This is a genomic window from Nostoc sp. UHCC 0870, from assembly GCF_022063185.1.
Classification (GTDB): Bacteria; Cyanobacteriota; Cyanobacteriia; order Cyanobacteriales; family Nostocaceae; genus Trichormus.
Map to the genome: position 1 here is coordinate 3967928 of NZ_CP091913.1, position 20639 is coordinate 3988566.

General features: G+C 40.2%; 20 protein-coding genes. 9 read left to right on the forward strand and 11 right to left on the reverse strand.

Translation table 11 applies throughout. The features are described 5' to 3' along the window. Nucleotides 1-64: 64 nt before the first annotated feature. Entirely contained in the window at nucleotides 65-310 is a 246-nt protein-coding gene (locus L6494_RS16650; protein WP_237988821.1) for an Asr1405/Asl0597 family protein, read from the reverse strand. A gap of 661 nt (nucleotides 311-971) precedes the next feature. Between L6494_RS16650 and L6494_RS16655 the strand changes: the two genes are divergently transcribed. Next, nucleotides 972-1526, forward strand: coding sequence for a Dps family protein (locus L6494_RS16655; protein ID WP_237988822.1), 555 nt, complete (start codon nucleotides 972-974; stop codon nucleotides 1524-1526). 676 nt (nucleotides 1527-2202) lie between these two features. After that, a complete protein-coding gene (gene carB / locus L6494_RS16660) occupies nucleotides 2203-5478 on the forward strand; it encodes a carbamoyl-phosphate synthase large subunit (protein ID WP_237988823.1) in 3276 nt (1091 codons plus the stop codon). Here the strand turns inward: carB and L6494_RS16665 are convergent. After that, nucleotides 5460-5642 carry a hypothetical protein gene (locus L6494_RS16665; RefSeq protein WP_237988824.1) on the reverse strand — a complete coding sequence of 61 codons (183 nt, stop codon included), beginning with the start codon at nucleotides 5640-5642 and terminating at the stop codon, nucleotides 5460-5462. The genes carB and L6494_RS16665 overlap by 19 nt on opposite strands. A 667-nt stretch (nucleotides 5643-6309) precedes the next feature. On the opposite strand from L6494_RS16665, the gene L6494_RS16670 reads away from it, so the two are divergent. The 5 genes from L6494_RS16670 to nblB all read left to right on the forward strand — a co-directional run bounded on the left by L6494_RS16670 (nucleotide 6310) and on the right by nblB (nucleotide 10303). Further along, nucleotides 6310-7266 (forward strand): RNA polymerase sigma factor, RpoD/SigA family, encoded by a 957-nt coding sequence (locus L6494_RS16670; protein WP_237988825.1) that lies wholly within the window; start codon nucleotides 6310-6312, stop codon nucleotides 7264-7266. Nucleotides 7267-7689: 423 nt separating this feature from the next. Continuing rightward, a complete protein-coding gene (locus L6494_RS16675) occupies nucleotides 7690-8034 on the forward strand; it encodes a DUF760 domain-containing protein (RefSeq protein ID WP_237988826.1) in 345 nt (114 codons plus the stop codon). A 292-nt stretch (nucleotides 8035-8326) separates the two neighbouring features. Further along, nucleotides 8327-8746, forward strand: coding sequence for an 8-oxo-dGTP diphosphatase MutT (gene mutT, locus L6494_RS16680; RefSeq protein WP_237988827.1), 420 nt, complete (start codon nucleotides 8327-8329; stop codon nucleotides 8744-8746). A gap of 274 nt (nucleotides 8747-9020) precedes the next feature. Further along, a complete protein-coding gene (locus L6494_RS16685; RefSeq protein WP_237988828.1) occupies nucleotides 9021-9485 on the forward strand; it encodes a CBS domain-containing protein in 465 nt (154 codons plus the stop codon). A 152-nt stretch (nucleotides 9486-9637) separates the two neighbouring features. Next, nucleotides 9638-10303: a phycobilisome degradation protein NblB gene (gene nblB, locus L6494_RS16690; protein WP_237988829.1), complete on the forward strand. Its 666-nt coding sequence runs from the start codon at nucleotides 9638-9640 to the stop codon at nucleotides 10301-10303. 62 nt (nucleotides 10304-10365) lie between these two features. On the opposite strand, the gene L6494_RS16695 is transcribed toward nblB, so the two are convergent. Both L6494_RS16695 and L6494_RS16700 read right to left on the reverse strand, forming a co-directional pair. Beyond that, a complete protein-coding gene (locus tag L6494_RS16695; protein WP_237988830.1) occupies nucleotides 10366-10803 on the reverse strand; it encodes an exosortase-dependent surface protein XDP2 in 438 nt (145 codons plus the stop codon). Beyond that, nucleotides 10790-11200 carry an exosortase-dependent surface protein XDP2 gene (locus tag L6494_RS16700; protein WP_237988831.1) on the reverse strand — a complete coding sequence of 137 codons (411 nt, stop codon included), beginning with the start codon at nucleotides 11198-11200 and terminating at the stop codon, nucleotides 10790-10792. The genes L6494_RS16695 and L6494_RS16700 overlap by 14 nt, the downstream gene beginning before the upstream one ends. Before the next feature lie 711 nt (nucleotides 11201-11911). Here L6494_RS16700 and L6494_RS16705 point away from each other — a divergent pair. Then, entirely contained in the window at nucleotides 11912-14137 is a 2226-nt protein-coding gene (locus tag L6494_RS16705; RefSeq protein WP_237988832.1) for a C2 family cysteine protease, read from the forward strand. 264 nt (nucleotides 14138-14401) lie between these two features. Here the strand turns inward: L6494_RS16705 and L6494_RS16710 are convergent, their stop codons facing one another. The 3 genes from L6494_RS16710 to L6494_RS16720 form a co-directional block, all read right to left on the reverse strand. After that, the gene (locus L6494_RS16710; protein ID WP_237988833.1) at nucleotides 14402-15265 is read right to left on the reverse strand and encodes an exosortase-dependent surface protein XDP2; all 864 of its coding nucleotides are present in this window, start codon (nucleotides 15263-15265) and stop codon (nucleotides 14402-14404) included. A 486-nt stretch (nucleotides 15266-15751) separates the two neighbouring features. After that, nucleotides 15752-16018, reverse strand: coding sequence for a DUF456 domain-containing protein (locus L6494_RS16715; protein ID WP_237988834.1), 267 nt, complete (start codon nucleotides 16016-16018; stop codon nucleotides 15752-15754). A gap of 459 nt (nucleotides 16019-16477) precedes the next feature. After that, the gene (locus L6494_RS16720) at nucleotides 16478-17161 is read right to left on the reverse strand and encodes a PEP-CTERM sorting domain-containing protein (RefSeq protein WP_237988835.1); all 684 of its coding nucleotides are present in this window, start codon (nucleotides 17159-17161) and stop codon (nucleotides 16478-16480) included. A 261-nt stretch (nucleotides 17162-17422) separates the two neighbouring features. Between L6494_RS16720 and L6494_RS16725 the strand changes: the two genes are divergently transcribed. Continuing rightward, a complete protein-coding gene (locus tag L6494_RS16725) occupies nucleotides 17423-17875 on the forward strand; it encodes a helix-turn-helix domain-containing protein (RefSeq protein ID WP_237988836.1) in 453 nt (150 codons plus the stop codon). 447 nt (nucleotides 17876-18322) lie between these two features. Here the strand turns inward: L6494_RS16725 and L6494_RS16730 are convergent, their stop codons facing one another. From L6494_RS16730 to L6494_RS16745, 4 genes are all read right to left on the reverse strand, one after another. Then, on the reverse strand, nucleotides 18323-18841 hold the full coding sequence (locus L6494_RS16730) for a DUF456 domain-containing protein (RefSeq protein ID WP_237988837.1): 519 nt from the start codon (nucleotides 18839-18841) through the stop codon (nucleotides 18323-18325). A gap of 122 nt (nucleotides 18842-18963) precedes the next feature. Next, nucleotides 18964-19242, reverse strand: coding sequence for a hypothetical protein (locus L6494_RS16735; protein ID WP_237988838.1), 279 nt, complete (start codon nucleotides 19240-19242; stop codon nucleotides 18964-18966). A 5-nt stretch (nucleotides 19243-19247) separates the two neighbouring features. Next, nucleotides 19248-19754 (reverse strand): hypothetical protein, encoded by a 507-nt coding sequence (locus L6494_RS16740; RefSeq protein ID WP_237988839.1) that lies wholly within the window; start codon nucleotides 19752-19754, stop codon nucleotides 19248-19250. A gap of 199 nt (nucleotides 19755-19953) precedes the next feature. Further along, entirely contained in the window at nucleotides 19954-20595 is a 642-nt protein-coding gene (locus tag L6494_RS16745) for a cofactor assembly of complex C subunit B (protein WP_237988840.1), read from the reverse strand. Nucleotides 20596-20639: the final 44 nt, after the last annotated feature.

The following is a 20639-nucleotide window of genomic DNA, read 5'->3' on the forward strand; positions in this document are numbered from 1 at the left end:
TCTTTTACCCTTTTTTAACTAACTTTAAGCCTGAGTCATTTGGTAGAGTCGGTCAAAACAGCTATTAGTAGCTTTGCCAACTTAGTTTCAGAGTCGAAATTAAATCTTGACGAGAAGCAGTGAACTGCTTCATTACGCTCCATATCTGAATAGCAGCCACAGGAGAGCTAATTTCAACTGTCAATGGTTGATTAGCCTCACACGAACAGGGAATTTCTAACTCCTGCAACCGTTGATAAACCTGCCAACGGTCTAGCCAATCCACTTCTACAAGGTACGTTTGCTCGATTTGTGAGAGGAATGAATTCAAGTGAATAGCCCTCAAAGTGCAACTAAATTGCAATAAATACAATACAGCTACTCCCCATATTTAAAATTTTTGTAGGTGCAGCCTCTTTTATTTAGAATAACCTAAGTGCAAACAATTCTCAGTTGGTTTGCAAAAAAAAATAAAAATTTTGTAATAATTCTCTACTAAAGCCAATAGTGACACTCACGCAGCATAGTGATTCCAGAGAATCTGCCTAAATTTTTCCAGATTTATGTAGATATATATGAAAAGTGAAAATAATCACACTTAATAGCCCCATCTGCTCTAGTGATAAGAATTTATGGCTATGAGAACCCCGCTTTCTTGAAGAAAGTGGGGTTCTGGGTTGATTTTGAACTGTCTTAATAGACATTTATCTTACAGGAAAATATATCACTGACCAGAGATATAAGCCTTTACCTATGTATAGATAGCTTAACTACAAAAAAACTCAAAATATAACTCAATCGCTAACTAGCGTTAATCAAATATTAATTAACGTATGTATATTCATTTGATTTAAGATAATTAGCTAGGAAATTTTAGTAAAAAAAACTTCCAAAATATATGCTATTGATAGAGGCGGATTTCATTTCTATGATGTTAGTATGTTAAGAAATGAACAGTTACAAAATTTGACTGTTGATCAGAGAGGGGAACAATGACTGATACACAAACCTTATTGCAAAATTTTGGTCAAGTTTACGACAATCCAGTATTACTAGATCGCAGTGTAACTGCTCCAGTAACTGAAGGATTAAACGTTGTTTTGGCTAGCTTTCAAGCATTGTACGTGCAGTATCAAAAGCATCATTTTGTAGTGGAAGGTGCAGAATTTTACTCACTGCATGAATTTTTTAATGACAGCTATAATCAAGTTCAAGACCACGTCCATGAAATTGGTGAACGATTAAATGGATTAGGTGGTGTACCAGCAGCTACTTTCAGCAAGTTGGCAGAATTAACCTGTTTTGAGCAAGAATCTGATGGTGTCTATTCTTCTCGCAAGATGCTAGAAAATGACCTAGCAGCAGAACAGTCTATCATCAACGTCATCCGCCGCCAAGCTGCTCAAGCAGAGAGTTTGGGCGATCGTGGTACACGCTATATGTACGAAAAAATTCTGTTAAAGACTGAGGAAAGAGCTTATCATTTATCTCACTTCTTGGCTAAAGATAGCTTAACCTTGGGTTTTGTTCAACCTGCTCAGAATTAATGTTGAGATAATTTAGGTTCAGTCAACTATAGACTGAATTTAATTTTACAGGACTGCGTTTTACAAGAAGATGAAAAGAGGCGGAGGATATTAATACTCTCCGCCTCTTTTGTTATGGTTATTAAAATGAAACAATTGCAAAATATTAGCAATATCCCATTGAAGAAATATTTGCACTTTTTAACCTGGATATATTTCCTAATTGCATATATCTAAAAACCTAGTTTTGATGTTCAAAAATATTAGATTAACCTAGCGATCGCACTGGTAAGAAATTTGATTATTGAGAATTATTTTGAATTATCTTGAGTAAGAAATTCAATTTAATTAGCATAAAGATAAAAGCATTCATAAATCATTAGTTAAAGCCAAGAACTCCTGTTTCTCAAAGAATGCAGGATTCGGAAGTTTCATAATTATCAAAACAGGGGCTTCTAGACCTTATGCTGGGAGGTGAGGGTCAAAAGAGGTAGCCGTGCTGTACTAGTACAGCACGGCGTAACTAAACAGATCATTCTCAATCGTTCAAAGCCTTAAGATATAGAACTTTTGACTTCCGCCTTGCGGTACTAGTGTGTTAACGAACCTAGAAAACTTAATAATAAACAACACTACTAGAGGGAAAGACCCTTAAAATAATCAGGACTTTGTATTCTCGTACTAAAACCCAAAGACTATGCCCCGCCGTCAAGACATCCAGAAGATACTGTTATTAGGATCTGGCCCCATTGTGATTGGCCAAGCCTGTGAATTCGACTATTCTGGCACTCAAGCCTGTAAAGCACTGCGAGAAGAAGGTTATGAAGTGGTGTTGGTCAACTCCAACCCGGCGACAATCATGACCGACCCGGAAACAGCCGATCGCACTTACATCGAACCCCTAACACCAGAAATAGTTGCCAAAGTCATCGAGAAAGAACGTCCAGATGCTTTACTCCCAACGATGGGTGGACAAACAGCCCTCAACCTAGCTGTCGCTTTGGCCAAAAATGGAGTGTTAGATCAATATAACGTTGAATTAATTGGCGCGAAGTTAGAGGCGATTGAAAAAGCTGAAGACCGGAAATTATTCAACGAAGCAATGGCGAAGATTGGGGTGAGTGTTTGTCCCAGTGGTACAGCCTCATCCTTAGAAGAATCAAAAGCGATCGCCAAACGAATCGGCACATATCCTTTAATTATTCGCCCAGCTTTTACAATGGGTGGTACGGGTGGCGGTATCGCCTACAACCAAGAAGAATTTGAGGAAATGGCACAAGTCGGGATTGATGCAAGTCCCGTTTCCCAAATTCTCATTGACCAGTCCCTCCTCGGCTGGAAAGAATATGAATTGGAAGTGATGCGCGACCTTGCAGATAACGTTGTAATTATCTGTTCCATCGAAAATATCGACCCGATGGGGATTCACACCGGCGATTCCATCACCGTTGCACCAGCCCAAACCCTCACCGATAAAGAATATCAACGGCTGCGGGACATGGCGATTAAAATCATCCGCGAAATTGGTGTAGAAACTGGCGGTTCTAATATCCAATTTGCCGTTAACCCAGTAGATGGGGATGTTGTCGTCATTGAAATGAACCCCCGCGTTTCTCGCAGTTCCGCTTTGTCTTCCAAAGCTACGGGTTTCCCAATTGCGAAGATGGCGGCGAAGTTGGCTGTCGGTTACACCTTGGATGAAATTAAAAACGACATCACCAAGAAAACCCCAGCTTCCTTTGAACCAACCATTGATTACGTTGTTACCAAAGTCCCCCGCTTCGCTTTTGAAAAATTCCCCGGTTCAGAACCCGTCCTGACCACCCAAATGAAATCTGTCGGGGAAGCTATGGCTATTGGGCGGACTTTTAACGAATCCTTCCAAAAAGCCCTGCGTTCTCTGGAAACCGGCCGCGCGGGTTGGGGTTGTGACAAAGCAGAAAAATTGCCCAGTGGCGAACAAATTCGCGCCCAGTTACGCACACCGAACCCCGATCGCATTTTTGCGGTGCGTCATGCTTTGCAATTAGGGATTAGCAGTGAAGAAATCTATGAACTTACTGGGATTGACCCTTGGTTCTTAGATAAAATGCAGCAACTTTTAGAGGTGGAAAAATTCCTCAAGCGCACACCTCTAAAACAGTTGACAAAGGAGCAAATGTATGAAATTAAACGCGATGGATATAGCGATCGCCAAATTGCCTTTGCTACCAAAACCACCGAAGATGAAGTCCGCACCTACCGCAAACAATTAGGTATCACACCTGTTTACAAAACTGTCGATACCTGCGCGGCGGAGTTTGAAGCCTTTACACCTTATTACTACTCAACCTACGAAGAAGAAGATGAGGTCATCCCAGCTACCAAACCCAAAGTGATGATTTTGGGAGGCGGACCCAACCGCATCGGCCAGGGAATTGAGTTTGACTATTGTTGCTGTCACGCCGCCTATGCCTTGAAGGGTGCAGGCTATGAGACAATTATGGTCAACTCTAACCCAGAGACAGTATCCACCGATTACGATACTAGCGATCGCCTTTACTTTGAACCGTTAACTAAAGAAGATGTCCTCAACATCATCGAAGCGGAAAATCCAGTCGGGATCATCGTTCAGTTTGGCGGACAAACGCCTTTGAAACTAGCTTTACCATTGCAGGCATATTTGCAACAGCTAGAGGCGGCGGAAGATTCCCCATCCTCAGTCACCAAAATTTGGGGAACATCACCCGATTCTATTGACAAGGCTGAAAACCGGGAACGGTTTGAGAAGATTCTCAAACAGTTAAATATTGCTCAACCGCCGAATGGGATGGCGCGGAGTTATGAAGACGCGCTGATTGTGGCTAAACGCATTGGTTACCCGGTGGTAGTGCGTCCTAGTTACGTGTTGGGTGGTAGGGCGATGGAAATCGTCTACTCTGATACAGAATTGGAACGTTATATGACCTTTGCGGTACAGGTCGAGCCAGAACATCCAATTTTAATTGATAAGTTTTTAGAAAACGCCATTGAAGTTGATGTAGATGCGATCGCCGACCACACCGGGCGAGTAGTAATTGGCGGCATCATGGAACACATCGAACAAGCGGGTATTCACTCAGGAGACTCAGCTTGTTCTCTGCCTTCAATCTCCTTACCGCCAGCCGTGCTACATCAAATCCGCACTTGGACGGTAGAACTAGCACAAGCCCTTTCTGTGATTGGATTGATGAATATTCAGTTTGCCGTCGTCGGTGCTAGCAGTTATTCGCCCCAAGTATATATTCTGGAAGCTAACCCCCGCGCTTCTCGGACAGTCCCCTTTGTCTCGAAAGCTACAGGTGTACCCTTGGCGAAATTAGCATCCTTAATTATGTCTGGCAAAACCTTAGAAGAACTCAATTTCACCCAGGAAGTCATCCCCAAGCACATTGCAGTCAAAGAAGCCGTGTTGCCCTTTAATAAATTCCCTGGAACTGATACAATATTAGGCCCAGAGATGCGCTCCACTGGTGAGGTAATGGGCATAGATAGCGATTTTGGTCGCGCCTTTGCCAAAGCAGAATTAGGTGCTGGAGAGCGTTTACCACTAACAGGAACTGTGTTTGTCTCCATGAGCGATCGCGATAAAGCCGCCGCCGTTCCTGTCGTGAAAGAATTTCTTGACTTGGGCTTCCAGGTGATGGCTACCTCTGGTACACGCCAAGTTTTAAGAGAGCATGATTTAAATGTCGAGTTAGTGCTGAAACTGCACGAAGGTCGTCCCCACGTCATCGATGCCATCAAAAATCAGAAAATTCAACTGATTATTAACACGCCTTCTGGAGAAGAAGCCCAAACTGATGCTAGATTAATCCGCCGCACAGGTTTAGCCTACAAAATCCCCATCATCACCACTATCGCCGGGGCTAAAGCTACCGTCGCGGCAATTCGTTCCATGCAAAATACGACTTTAGACGTAAAAGTCATTCAAGACTACTGCTCAAATCTGTAGCTAGGGGTGTAGGGGTGTAGGGGTGTAGGGGTGTAGGGATGTAGGGGTGTAGGGGTGTAGGGGTGTAGGGGTGTAGGGGTGTAGGGGTGTAGGGGTGTAGGGGTGTAGGGGTGTAGGGGTGTAGGGGTGTAGGGGTGTAGGGGATATTTTACCCCAGTCCCCATTGCCCCTTATCCCCAGAGGGGACCCCGAGTTCCCCAATCCCCAGTCCCCATATCGAATCTACACAAAGCAGTATTTACTAGGAAAATTAAGTAATTATTATAGAAAAATAATTATGGTTTTCATTGAGATATTTTAACAAATATGAGGAAGTGATCATTCTCTGCGGAAACTTCATCCACAAGTAAGAGTCAAAGGAATTCAGTGCATTTGGTCGCCAGAGGAGAATAACTACTGTGTAAGACCTAAAACAGAAAATATCACGACCATTTATTGATTATGAGTGGGATGTGTATTTGCAGTTTTTGTACTATTTTAGTAGTACACTGAGATAGATTGATTTACCTAAATCTTGATGCCTTCAAAAATTTATGATTACCCAGTACACCAAAGCCTCTCATAAATGTTACAATTGTTAACAAATATTTAGATACAAAAATGTTCACCCCGCTACCTGTTATCTAACCCTAGATACTTGCGCGGACTAGGAAATAACTGTAATTTCTAGCAGTTAAAGACCCACTTAGATTGATATAACAGCCGAAGCTCATCGGTTGTATAAATTCCCAAACATAACAAACACCCCAGCTTGACTGGGTAGCACCGGCAAAGAGCATCTATCAGTTAATGACCCTACCAACAAGTCCAACATTACCAAAGAGTAGCGCCATGAAGACCGCTCAGACAGCCACAGACCTCGTGCGGACTTACCTGCGTGAGATTGGCCGTGTACCACTCCTAACCCACGAGGAAGAAATTTTTTATGGTAAACAGGTACAGCGTTCATCCACATTACAGGAAGTGCGCGAGGAACTGTTCAATAAGTTAGGTTATGAGCCGAGCTTAGAAGAGTGGGCAAAAGCGGCAGAGTTAGACATAGCACAATTAAACGAAGTGATAGCGGAAGGCGAAATTGCCAAACGCAAAATGGTAGAAGCCAACTTGCGGCTTGTGGTATCCGTTGCCAAAAAGTACATTAAGCGCAATGTCGATTTACTGGACTTAATCCAAGAAGGCAGTATTGGAATGCAACGGGGTGTAGAAAAGTTTGACCCCACCAAAGGGTATAGATTTTCTACCTATGCCTATTGGTGGATTCGCCAAGCCATCACCCGTGCGATCGCAGAAAAAGCGCGTACTATCCGCCTACCAATTCACATTACCGAAAAGCTTAACAAAATTAAAAAAGCGCAACGCCACCTGTCTCAAAGACTAGGACGCGCTCCCACAGCATCTGAGCTAGCCAGTGAATTAGAATTAACACCTAGGCAGGTACGAGAATACCTAGAAAAAGCACGCTTGCCCTTATCTTTAGACTTACGCTTAGGAGATAACTACGACACCGAACTAGGAGAAATGCTAGAAGATCCTGGTGCTTCTCCAGAAGATTTTGTCATGCAATCTTCCCTATCTTATGACCTAGATCGCCTCATGGAGCAACTTACCCCTCAACAAAGAGAGGTGATTAAACTCCGTTTTGGATTAATGGATGGACAGGCTTTAACTTTGGCAAGAATAGGTGAGATTCTCAACATTAGCCGCGAACGAGTACGGCAAATTGAAAGAGAAGCTTTAACTAAACTACGTAAATCTAAAGCCTGTATGGATGAATATTTGGCAAGTTAGTCAACCAATTTTAGGTTTTGGATTTTAGTAGGGGCGGTTTCACAGATATCCTCAATTATTCAGGATGATTCGGGTAAACCCGCCCCTACGACTTCCCTCAATATACAAGGTCGGGTTGACGCAAGGAAACCCAACACCTTGATCAATTTGTGGTGTTGCCAAGTCTCACTTTAGCCCAAGAATCACCCCACTTTTAGGGCGGTGATTGTCAACTCGTGTCTTAACAGACTATACTGCTAATGACTATAAGGCGTGAAAATCCCCTCCTTAATGTACGGTTACACCGACTCCTGATGACAAATTAACTTGTTACATTATTTGACAGGAACACTAAATGGCTTCGGGAGTCAAGTTAAAGAAAAGACCTCAGCCTACTAAAGTCACTAACACCACATTCAACTGTGGTAGTACAGGAGGTACAAAGTGAGTAATTCATCTAACCGAGTTTCAGAATTTTTTGACAGTGAATCAGAAACAAGCAATTTACTCTGGCAGTATGTTAAGTCATTAAACCCAGAGACAGTTAACCAGTTATCCAAACCAGCCTCTCCTGAAGTTTTTCAAGTCATGGAGCGTAATATAGTAGGGCTGTTGGGAAATCTGCCTTCTGAACACTTTGACATTACTATTACTACCAATCGCGAAAGCTTAGGACGGATGTTAGCATCCGCAATGATTAGCGGCTATTTCTTACGCAATGCCGAGCAAAGAATGAACTTTGAAAAAGTAATGCACGGAACTGAAAGTAATAATCACGAATTTGAATAGCAATTTCATTGTGTCACACAGTAGTTCAACAGTGAAATTATCAAGGCAAGATACTCAAGAGCCATGTCATAGCCAAATTATCAGATGATTCAAACAAGCGTTAGCGAAATTTGGCAGCCATATCTTAAATGCTAACGCTGCTTGTCTGTGATCATAGATATGGGAAATAAACAACTTAATTAAATGTGTAGATAAGCTAAAAGCAGTTTATATTTTTAAATGAGTGAGACTCGGTAGATATTAAAGGATCTGCCGAGTTTTGTTATTGGTCAATAGTTAGTAGTCAATATTCATGAACAAAACCACGACTCTACCACCACACAAAATTATTGGTGTTGCCGTAATTTGGAATGATCAGCAGCAAATTTTAATTGATCGTCGTCGCGAAGAAGGCGCAATGGGTGGTTTATGGGAGTTTCCCGGTGGTAAAATTGAGTTCGGCGAAACCGTTGAAGAGTGTATTAAAAGAGAAATTTACGAAGAACTAGGAATAGTAATTGAGGTAGGAGAGCATCTGATTACTATTGACCACACTTATACTCATTTACGTGTCACCTTGACAGTACATCACTGTCGCCTGCTTTCAGGTGTTCCTCAACCTCTAGAGTGTGATGAAGTTCTTTGGGTGAATTTAGATGAGTTAGAAGAATTTACTTTTCCCCAAGCAAATACGCAGATTATTGCTGCATTGAAAGGGAGTGGTGAGTGCTGAGTAGTGAGTGCTGAGTAGTGAGTAGTGAGTAGTGAGTAGTGAGTAGGGAGTGCTGAGAAAATTTTACCTTGTCTCCCTTGCTTTTTCCCAGTCCCCAGTCCCCAATCCCCAATCCCCAATCCCCAATCCCCAGTTATTTAATTTTGAATTTTGAATTTTGAATTTTGAATTGATTTGTCCCCATTACCGTAACAATGTATTAACTCAATCAGGTTGAGTCACTGAATTTTCTACAATATTCGCAGAGACTGTGATCAAGGGTGTAAGTAAATCAATGCCTAAAAGCGTTGCCGATATAATGAGTCCTGAGCCAATTGCTGTCGGGCCAGCTACTCCACTTCAAGAAGCGATCCAAATTCTGGCAGAACGACGCATCAGCGGCCTACCCGTTGTCGATGATGTAGGTAAATTGTTGGGCATTATTTCAGAAACTGACTTAATGTGGCAAGAAACTGGTGTAACACCTCCGGCATACATCATGTTTTTGGATAGTGTGATTTATTTAAAAAATCCTGCTGTCTACGAACGCGATCTGCATAAAGCTTTAGGACAAACCGTTGGGGAAGTGATGAGCAAAAATCCTGTTACTATCACTCCCGATCAAACTGTAAAACAAGCAGCACAAATAATGCACGATCGCAATGTTCATCGCTTACCCGTATTAGATAACACAGGTAAAGTTATCGGGATTGTTACCCGTGGCGACATTGTGCGGGCGATGGCTGCTAGTCAAGATTAGTTATTAGTCATTAGTCTTGTAGGGTGCGTCAGATATCAAAAATATGTTTATTGACAGCATTTAAGCAGTCTGACGCACCCTAATAATATGCTGGACAATTGACCATTGATTTTAGACTTTTTTAAACCACTTTGAGAAATTAGGATAATTAGATGAGTAAAACTCCTGAGTCTGTGAGACAATTGCTCAGTTCTGAAGATTTGGGCGATCGCTTGCGTGCTGTGAATCAAATCCGTGAACTTGAACCTGCGACTGCGTTTGAATTAGTGCAAATTGCTATTGGGGATAGTAATTCCCGCGTTCGCTATTCAGCAGTGAGTCAGTTCGATACTCTCGGAACTCAGGACTTAGACTTATCGCTGGATTTATTGCGTGCTTTATTAAGTGACCCAGAAGCTGATGTGCAAGCAGCCGCAGCAGATTGTCTAGGTGCGTTAAAGTTACACGCTGCTTTTGAAGATTTGCAGCAACTTTATCACAACACCCCTGAGTGGCTAGTACAATTTAGTATTATTGCTGCCCTGGGAGAATTGGGAGATCCGCGATCGTTTGAATTATTGAAGCAAGCACTTTCGTCTGATGTGGAATTAGTGCAGACTGCGGCAATTAGTTCTATGGGTGAGTTAGGAGATTTACAAGCAGTTCCTCTGTTAGCTTCCTATGCTACCAACCCTGATTGGCAAATGCGTTATAGAGTAGTGCAGGCTTTGACTCGTTTGGGTGGTGCAGAAGCTAAGTCTATTTTAGAAACTCTAGCAAATGATGAAGTAGAAGCGATCGCTACTGAAGCTAAAAAATCTTTGGCTTCAGCTGAATAATAATCTCAGAACTTACGCAAGATTCAACCCAAAAGCTTATTCTTGCGTAGCGTTCATAAGTCTTATACTGTTTTAGTTTTCATCTGACGACGGCGCACCAACATCAGCCCAGCCACTGCACCTAAGCCAATCATAGTTGTAGGTTCGGGTATTGGTGTGCAGCAAAAAGAAGTAGTAGCAAACACTTTGAAATCCGGGCCGTTAAAGCTGGTCTCAGATATTAATTTCAGGCCGCTCAATACTATATCAGAATTCAATCCTAAATCTGCATAGCTAACTCCCCAAGATCCTACAGGTTGTGCGCCTGAAACTTCTGTTGTATCGATACTGTAGCCAGCAGATTTCCAGAGGTCACGAGTAATTGTATAGTAATTACCCACTAAATTTCCGTTAGTGTCTATCCCTTGCACCTTGATATCACTGTTCAGCCCACGCTCAAAAAAGAAGAAACTGTCTAATCCTCGCCTACCTGATGCAATGGGAGATTCAAAAAAAAACATCAATATCAAACTTACCAGTATCTTCAGAATCGATGATATTGTTTAAGTTATAGTTACCTAAGTATGCTGCAATTTCTCCTGCTGTTGGATCTTCATTTGGGGCAGAACCAGGATCACTAGCCAGCTTACCTCTAGAAGTGCTGGCTGCACCACTGTTAATGGCAGGAGTTTTTGGTGTATTAAAATTTATTTTAGCGTCCTTGACTAAAAGAAGGGTTGTTTCCGCAAAAAGGGTCACTCCACCCTGCTCAATAGATGTCAAGAAAATATCTTCTTGGGGATTAGCAGGATCTGGAATAAAGTTGGTTGTGAAGCTAGCAGCTTTAGCAGAGTTACACATAGCTAAAGCTGTACTCAAAGCTATTACACCAGATGTGAGTATATTTTTAACTTTCATTTATCTTTACCCAAAATTTTGATTTCAGCTATTTTAGTCAGAGAATAACCGTTTAAACCTTTACTGTATCTGATGTTTAAAAATTGAACTAGATTTTTTTCGACCAGAATAATATAAAGACCGTTACTTCCATTACAGAGTTTATCACCTCAAAATTACTTAAGTAATACGTATTTATTGAAAATTATGTAAGCTATCGCTTTGCTGTTGCCAAAATCGACAATCATATCCCAACGCTCCTCATCACCATTTTTATGATTGCTGGTAAGGAGTAGCCTTTGCGACATAGGATAGGAGCGTCACCCCGGAGAGTGGAATTTATAGCGTTTCTCGGTTGAGTGAAGTACAAGAACCCCACCCCCAACCCCCTCCCCGCTAGCGAGGAGGGCGATTATATATCTATGAACTAAGTGTTTTCAAATAAAAATACTATAAATAGTTTGTATTATTGTATTTAATAAAAGCGGAAATCTTCCGTAATACTATCTTATTTAAAAAGATTAGTTATAGCTTTATTGCATATTTATTCTTAAATTAAGTGCTTATACCATAAATTTTATATTGCGTAGATGTCCCCTGGCTTTTCTCAATATTCAAGAAGAAAATAAAGAAAAAGTTAATTTTGTTTCCGTTGTTGTAAAAAACTAGTTTTTTGCATAGATGAAAGGGTGCAGATTCCCCGATTTTATAACTATGTAAGCAAGGATATTTATGCCTTTTGATAATGCAGGTAACACATTAAATACTGCGAGAAAATTAGCCCTCACTACTAATATTCAGACTCTCACCGACTGGGTGGGTTCGTCAGATATTGACGATTTCTATAGTTTTAATCTGACTGGTCGCAGTAGCGTTAATATCACTCTTGATGGGTTGAGTTCAGATGCAAATGTACGACTAATCAAAGATGCCAACAATAATGGATTCGTTGAGAATAATGAGACTATTGTTGGTTCTTACAAGAGTGGAACTGAAATTGATTCAATTCAGAGAACTTTAGATCCTGGAAATTATTTTATTAAAGTCTACTTCAAAGGTAGTGACACTAACTACAACCTAAAAGTATTTGAAAATGTTGCCCCAACTTCACTACAGTTTAATCTCAATAGCACCAGCCTTAATACAACGGACACTCTCAGCATCAACAATGCTTGGGTATCAGATGCAAACGGTGTTAGTGACATCTCAAAGGTAGACTTCCGCATTCAAAAAGCTGGTGGTAAATGGCTATCTGTGGCTGATGCTACGGTATTTACTCCTGATGCTAGCAATGGAAATAGGGCAAGTTTTAACTATAGTTTATCCCTCAAAAATTTCAATTTTGGGGCTGGTCAATATATTCTTCAAGGGATAGCTTACGACCAGACTGGTGCTACCAGCAATGTATTCAAGCAGACATTTACAATAATTACAGAGCAAAACAATACAACCATGCCTTTTGATAATGCAGGTAACACATTAAATACTGCGAGAAAATTAGCCCTTACCACTAATATTCAGACTCTCACAGACTGGGTGGGTTCGTCAGATATCGATGATTTCTACAGTTTTAATCTGACTGGTCGCAGTAGCGTTAATATCACTCTTGATGGGTTGAGTTCAGATGCAAATGTACGACTAATCAAAGATGCCAACAGTAATGGATTAGTTGAGAATAATGAGACTATTGTTGGTTCTTACAAGAGTGGAACTCAAATTGATGCAATTCGGAAGACTTTAGATGCTGGAAATTATTTTATTAAAGTCTACTTCAAAGGTAGTGACACTAATTACAACCTGAAAGTATTTGCAAATACAGTAACGACCACAGCACTAACTCCAGCACTAACTCCAGCACCGACTCCAGCACCGACTCCAGCACCAACTCCGGTTCAAGATTGGTTTAGTAAAAATCTACTTGACCAACAAATTATTACATTGGCGCGGAACTTAGCATCTGATAGCGATTTAAGTCGTCAGGATATGCTGAGTATCTTTAGAAATGCTCAAGATAATTCTGCAATTGATGTTAATGAGGTAAAAGACCTTAAGACATTGTTAGGTGCAAGCACACCTTTCACTATGCAAGATTCTGTGAAATGGTTATCCAAACAGGTGAGTAATGGTGCATCTGTCAATATGAGTGCTACTGATTTTGAGTCTAATTTAGTTGGTCGTTGGTTTTTAGGAACAATAGCACCGACACCTGTATTTAATGGTAAAAACCTCTCTTACACTGTGGTGAAAGGTAGTCTGTATGGTAGTTCCGGCGAAGCGCGAATTGGTGATATTGATCAAAATAAACTAGGTGATTGTACATTTTTAGCCGCTTTAGGTGCAACCTTTGGTCGCCAGTCTGATGATGCAGGCAACACTTCTAGTTATTTGATTAATAGCATGATCACAGATAATGGTGATAACACCTACACTGTGCGCTTTTACTCCAGAACATCTTTTGATCCTGGTGAAGCACAATACGTGACCGTTGATCGTCGGATTGCTACCAGTATTGCCGCTAAGAGAAATAACGGTGTTCTTTGGGTAGCTTTAGTTGAAAAAGCTTATGCTCAATGGATCGAATGGAGAACAGGTGTAGCTGGTTATAATGCAATAGGTAACGGCAGCAATCTTTCTGCTCCTCTCCGGTATGTTACAGGACAAGAAACCACTAACTATAGTATCAAACAAGTTAGTTTTTCGACGCTAGAAACAGCTTTAGTAAACGGTCAGAGTGTGACAGCAGCAAGAGCGGGTACTAAAGATAGCAAATATATTGTCAGTAATCACGGTTATTCATTGACAAATACCTATATCGACACTAGCGGTCAGCAACGGGTTGTAGTGCGAAATCCCTGGGGTATAGATGGTAAGTCTCTAAGTGGTAGCAACGACGGGTTTATCGACTTGTCCTTTGAAGAATTCACTCAATCTTTTAGTTATGGAATTACCATTGCTTAAGTAGACTGTAGAGACGTTGCATTGTAACGTCTCTACAGAGGTTGTCGGTAGGCTGGCTAATTATCTGAACTTTAATTGGCATGAGAACTGCTATATATCTAACCAATATAAAACCCGCCGGAGCGGGTTTAAAAATTGCTAAATACTTCTTTTTAGAAAACAGTGATAATCACTGTGTTTAACTATAATGCACTCTCATTTTTAGCAACAACTATTATGTTGTAAGAGGGCGCAGATATGGTATTGAGTGCTAAAAAGAAGATTTTAAACAGAAGCTTTCTTTGTCTGACGACGGCGCAACAAAGCAAGTCCGGCAATTGAACCTAAGCCAATCATAGTGGTAGGTTCAGGGGTATGTACTATTGGCTCACCAGTCTGACCAGCGAATACTTTGAAATCAGGCCCATTAAAGCTGCTTTCAGCAATTAATTTCACACCACCAATTACTGCGTCATCAGCTAATCCCAACTGTAAGAAGTTTAATCCATAAGAGCCTACAGCTTGAGCAGAAGCAACTTCTAGTGTATTAATGCTGTAGCCAGCAGGAGTCCATAGGTTACGGGTGATTTTAAAGGCAGTACCGATAGTGTTGCCAGTAGTATCCAGTGCTTGAACTAGGAGATCACTGTTACTACCGCGTTCATAGAAGAATAGGTTGTCTCTCCCACCGTCGCTTTTGCTAACGAAAGTTTCAAACGTTAAATCAATCTCAAACGCACCATTATCTTCAGTATCGATAATATTATTTAAGTTGAAGTTGCCTAAGTAATCTTTGATGTCATCATTATCTGGATTATTTTCTGGAATGATACTAGTTGGGGGATTACCAGATATAGGATTAGAGGCGTTATCACCTTTATCACTGCTAGCCGCACCAGTATTTGGAACATTAAATACTACGGGTGTGTTGGATATGATTGTGGCACTATTAACTCTGAAAAGATTAACATCGGGAGTAAATATCTGCCCATCCTGCGTAATAGACTCTAAGAAAATATCTTGTGTTGGATCTAGAACAGGATCTGGGTTAGTTTTGGTTACGAAGCTAGCCGCTTGAGCAGAGCTAGAAGCACCTAAGACAGCACTGAGAACAAGTCCGGTTGAGATAAATATATTTTTAGCTTTCATTTAGTTTTCCTCTGATTTTTGAGTGTTAGTGAAATTACTAGTTCAGTTTGTACTCTCAATACAGAGTTTAGCACCTAAAAATTACTTACGTAATGCGTATTTATTGAAAATTACGTAAACTATGCTGCAAATTTTGTGTTTTTTACATAAAGAGATTTTTGAACTTCCCAGTATCAATTTTTCTCTTCATAAATAATGTCTTTTAGAAATGCGTGAAACTGCTGATGCTGCAATGTTTCACACATTCTAGTTTAAATATTTACTTTGAGTTTCTACAAAATCTATCTATTAGCAGATGATTTTATTAATTTATTGTTGACTGTTGACAGCTAACGTGAAACAATCTTCTTTCTTATGGTGTGACAGTTTAACAACTGTCTAGAAGAAAACACAGGAGAGGACATATATAGTTGTGCGAGATTGAATTTATCAATAGTAAAAATAAGTAAGAATCAATGCTTTAGATTGAGTCTAGTTACCAAAGACCTACGGCCAGGTTGTGACAAGGAAAACTACGAAAGCTGCGATCGCTAATAATCCTTGAATCAAATTCCCAACAACTGTACCGACGACAATACCTATACCTGCTTTAATCGCTAATCCTAGTTGACGACAGTAAATATACTCAGCAATAATCGCACCCAATAGTGGCCCGAATAAAATACCTAACAGTGGACCACCTATGGCGGGAACTACAGCACCAATAATACTTACAATCATTAAAGCCAGCAGCAGCCAATAGATAATTTGCATAGTTCGTAATTGCGATGATGTTCGCCTCACATTGTAGAAGTAGGGTGTGTTAGGCGTAAGCCGTAACGCACCTTCCCCAAGGTCTTCGGTGCGTTACTAGTCAAGATTAGTTATTAGTCATTAGTCTTGTAGGGTGCGTCAGATATCAAAAATATGTTTATTGGCAGCATTTAAGCAGTCTGACGCACCCTACTAATATTCCAGTTGCGTAAGTCCTGGACTTTTTTGAACCACTTTGAGAAATTAGGATAATTAGATACTTTCAGAACTTACGCAAGTGTCACAATCAATGGTAGGTGCGTGACGCTATAAGTCTTATTACTATGTTCAAATCGTTTCGCAGCGTCACACAACGGCAATAAAGCAGGAGGAAAATCCACACCGCTTTTTGCCTCCCCTACATAAAAAATATGCCAGTTGCGTCAGTCCTAACTTTGATATTAAAATCAGGCTGTCAAATTAAGCATTTACAGCTTTGCGACGACGAGCCACAGTCATTCCAGCAGCCACTAAACCTAAGCCTAACATTGTAGTGGGTTCAGGAACGGCAGCTACAGTCATGCCAGAGAATGTTGATTGTATTGTTCCAGTTCCACCGGCTAATAGAATTGATTCTACTGCGGCTACACTCTGTACACTGGTGAAGTTCAAATTAACAGAACCAGATGATTTTTCAGTTTCGTTCTCACCTAAAAAGTAACCCTTAAAAGCTAGTGCTATGGAAGAACCAGTTCCACCATCACTAGCAATCACATAGTCAGATACACTGGTAGCCTTGAAAACATTTTTTCCATCGGTCAAACCAGCAAGGTCAGCACCAAAATCAAAAAGAAGCTTTGCTGGGTCAAAAGTACCTGGAATGGGTGAAATATCAGAAATTTGAGCAGCACTAAAAGCCGTAAAAGAACCGGTTTGTGCAACTAATCCTACTAAATTAGGACTAGAAAATGTGATACTACCGTCTGATGCAAGGATTGAGGTTACGGGTGAGAAAGGACCAGCACCAATTCCACTGTAAGCAGCTTGACCTTTTAAAACAGCAGCTTCAGCAGAACTAGCAGAGGTGAAGACACCAGCAGTAGCTATTGTACCCATAGCTAAAACTGCAACTGCCGCTTTCAAAAATTGGGATTTAGACATCATAGACTCCTATAAGATTAATGAGAAACTAAGTTTTGTTTTTGTACGTAAGTACATGTGGTAAATACTTGCAAATGTACTTTGTATATAAGTACATTTGCGTCGGAAAGATTACGTATTTGTAACTGCTCTTAGCATCACATAATCATCAGAGAAGATGCAAGATTCACCTAACTGAATTCATCAACTCTTTAATACCTGTAATTCAATTTCTGCATGAAGATGCGCTAGATTTTTAATGAAGGTTTATTTAGTAAAAATGTGATGAGTCTGAGATTGCAAGTGGAGATAAAAGAAAGCCAAGAAGAATTAGAAAAAGCTGTGAAATATGCTGTAGAAGCTAGTAGCAAAGAACGATTACAAATGCTCTATTGGTTAAAAACTGGTCAAGTTAATAACAGGCGATCGCTCGCACAACTTTTGGGACGTGATGAAGCAACAATAACGCGTTGGTTGAAAAAATATAAGGAAGGAGGATACAGAGGTTTATTGGAGGTGAAACAAGCACCTGGTAAAGAAGCGATAGTAAGCGGAGAGAACTTAGAACGTTTAAAACAAAGATTGTGTGAACCACAAGTATTTAATAGTTATAGCGAGATTCAAGAATGGATCTGCACCGAATTAGGAGTGAATATTGCTTATAAAACCGTATACCAGCTAGTAAGGTACAAACTTGGTGCAAAGCTAAAATTTTCTCCTCCAAAAAATGGCAAATAGCACATTACTATATGGTTTACTTCTTATGACTTTATTCGTGAAGCTGTATTTAGCGCAGCTTCATAAAAAATTTGTATAAGAATGTCCTTCGTAATATATTGTTTGTCTAAAAATATCAGGTTATGGACTTTCTTCCATATGAGAGGATGTTTGAAAATTCTTCAATGATGTCGGAAATACTGACACATAGATTCTTCGTTAGGATTGAACAATGTTCAATCCTTAACCACATATTTGTATCATCATTGAACTGAAATAGTATCAGACGGAATGCAGATGAGATAAATCACGTCTTTACATGAGGATTTTGGTCTTATCTGAACCGTATTGGCTACTATCAATATTTAAGGTGCGTCAGTGAGAGAAAACTTGAACATACCAAGAATTCTTCGTACTGGCGCACCCTAGTAACAGCTATTTTGGGATAATTTATTTTTTTGGTGTTCCCTAATTGCCAAACACCTGTGGCCAAGTTGTCCAGAGGAAAACAGCAACAGCAGCGATCGCTAACAATCCTTGAATCAAATTCCCAACAACTGTACCGACGACAATACCTATACCTGCTTTAATCGCTAATCCTAGTTGACGACAGTAAATATACTCAGCAATAATCGCACCTAATAGTGGCCCGAATAAAATACCTAACAGTGGACCACCCACGGGTAAAGTTGGTAGCAATCCTAAAAATCCCAGTATAAAACCTACAAATGCGCCAATTTGTCCCCATTTGCTAGCACCTGCTTGTTTTGCACCTATATAACCAGCTAAAAAATCAACCCCAATACTTAAAATTAAAACAATCCCTGTCACAATCAAAGGTATTTGGATAGATACAAAGGAATGACTAACTATTCCCCAAATAATAATAGCTACTAAAATTAAACTAGTTCCAGGGATGGCGGGAACTACCGCACCAATAATCCCGACAATCATTAAAGCCAGCAGCAGCCAATAGATAATTTGCATAGTTCGTAATGGCGATGATGTTCATAAATAAAACATGAGCATTACCAAGGGTTATCCTACTCTTGATACAAAAAAGTAGTGAACCGATAATAATGCTCATTAAAACAGGCTATGCGGTAACTCTAAAAGTGTTTTTGGTAATATTCCTCTACCGCACCCACAGCTTTTAGTAATGGTGCATCTAAAGGCTCAATCCAATCAGACACCTCACGCGCTAACCCAAGAGTTGACTTTCCACCTGACGCTTCAAGCTCACCAAGGACTGTCTGATTTTTCACAGATTGCAAAACACTGATTACATTATTTAAACGCTGTGAGTGTTCAGACTCATGACGCATCTGTTCAGCAATTTCCACCGATTGGTCAATTAGCTTGATAAATTCTTCTGTTTGAGTTTCCATGAATTTTACGGACAAGTGAACTCTTCCACAGTAATATTTTTGCCCTCAGACCACTTGATATTAGGATCTTTTGAATCTTGAATGAAGGTTTGTTGACCACCACCTGGATAGCATGAAGCGGGTGTTTGCGGAGCAACAATGCCTTGATAAACTGTTGTTCCTGCTGGTACAGTTACTTTTAGTCTGATGGTGGCTTGATTACCCCATGCTTGATTGAGAGCTAAATTCCTGATTACATCTACATTTTTTTTGTATTTGTCAGTTGTTAAATACCTACCATATTTATTATCATTGCTACTATAGTAGCGATAAAAAGTTTTAGGTTGCTTGAGTTTGACTGCCTCACATTTAGAATCAAGGAAAGTGACAGCTATTTCGGTTGCTAGAGGACAAGAAGCGGTTACTTCTTGAGCAACTACTTGTGTCGAATTGAAAGTAAGATTGGGACTGACTACCAATAAGTTAGTGATAACACCTAAGCCAATACTGACGGATACTGATGGAAATTTCATGTAAACTCTTCCTCTCAAGACTTCGTAAATTTCTTTGTCAGTATCACACTTGTTCTTTATATTGCCTTTTATTTTAAGTATTATTTAATTTTGCATATACGTATAGAAATATATTTTATATGAGCCGTAACTTAGCATCAATAATTTAAGGTGTGTTACACCGAAGGCATAACACACCCTACAATAAATTGATATTTCTTCATATTGATGTGAGAGTTACTGCTAATTTATCAGCAATCCCAGCTATCCAATTTTCATCTTGTTTTGTGTAACTTCTGGGTGCATTTGCTCCTAAAATCAATACACCTTCATTGCCAATTGGTTGACAAATTACCCCTTGAGTGTTTTCTGGCAAATAATCAAATTCTACTCTTCCGGGGTAGACATATAAAGCTACTAGATAGATAGGCTGTTGCTTTTCTAAAACCCGTTTAACAATTGTGCCTGGAACGACTTCTGATTTGTTTCCCAGAATGCCGCGACGTAACAAAACTTTGCCTTGATAGAAAACTACTAGCGATCGCGTTACCGTATTAGTTAACAATAAATGTGATGCCCAGGCTAGTTCTGTTTTCACGGCTTCTGGTAAATCATCTGCTAAAACAAAACCTTCTTCACCAATCAGTTCTACAGCATCAGGCGATCGCGGCTGGACTTGTTGCCAAATTAAACCAGTTAAAATCAGCACAGCACTCAAAATTACACCAACAACATCACCCCGCGCTTGGGAATTGGTAATTTCTGGTGTCAATAAACGGTTGATCAGCAAAAGCACAGAGCCTAACCCACCGACTACCAAGGGTAAGCGTCGCAAAACTCGATTAGGATCAGATTTAGTCATTGGTCATTGGTCATTAGTCATTAGTTAAAAGTCAACAGTTAACA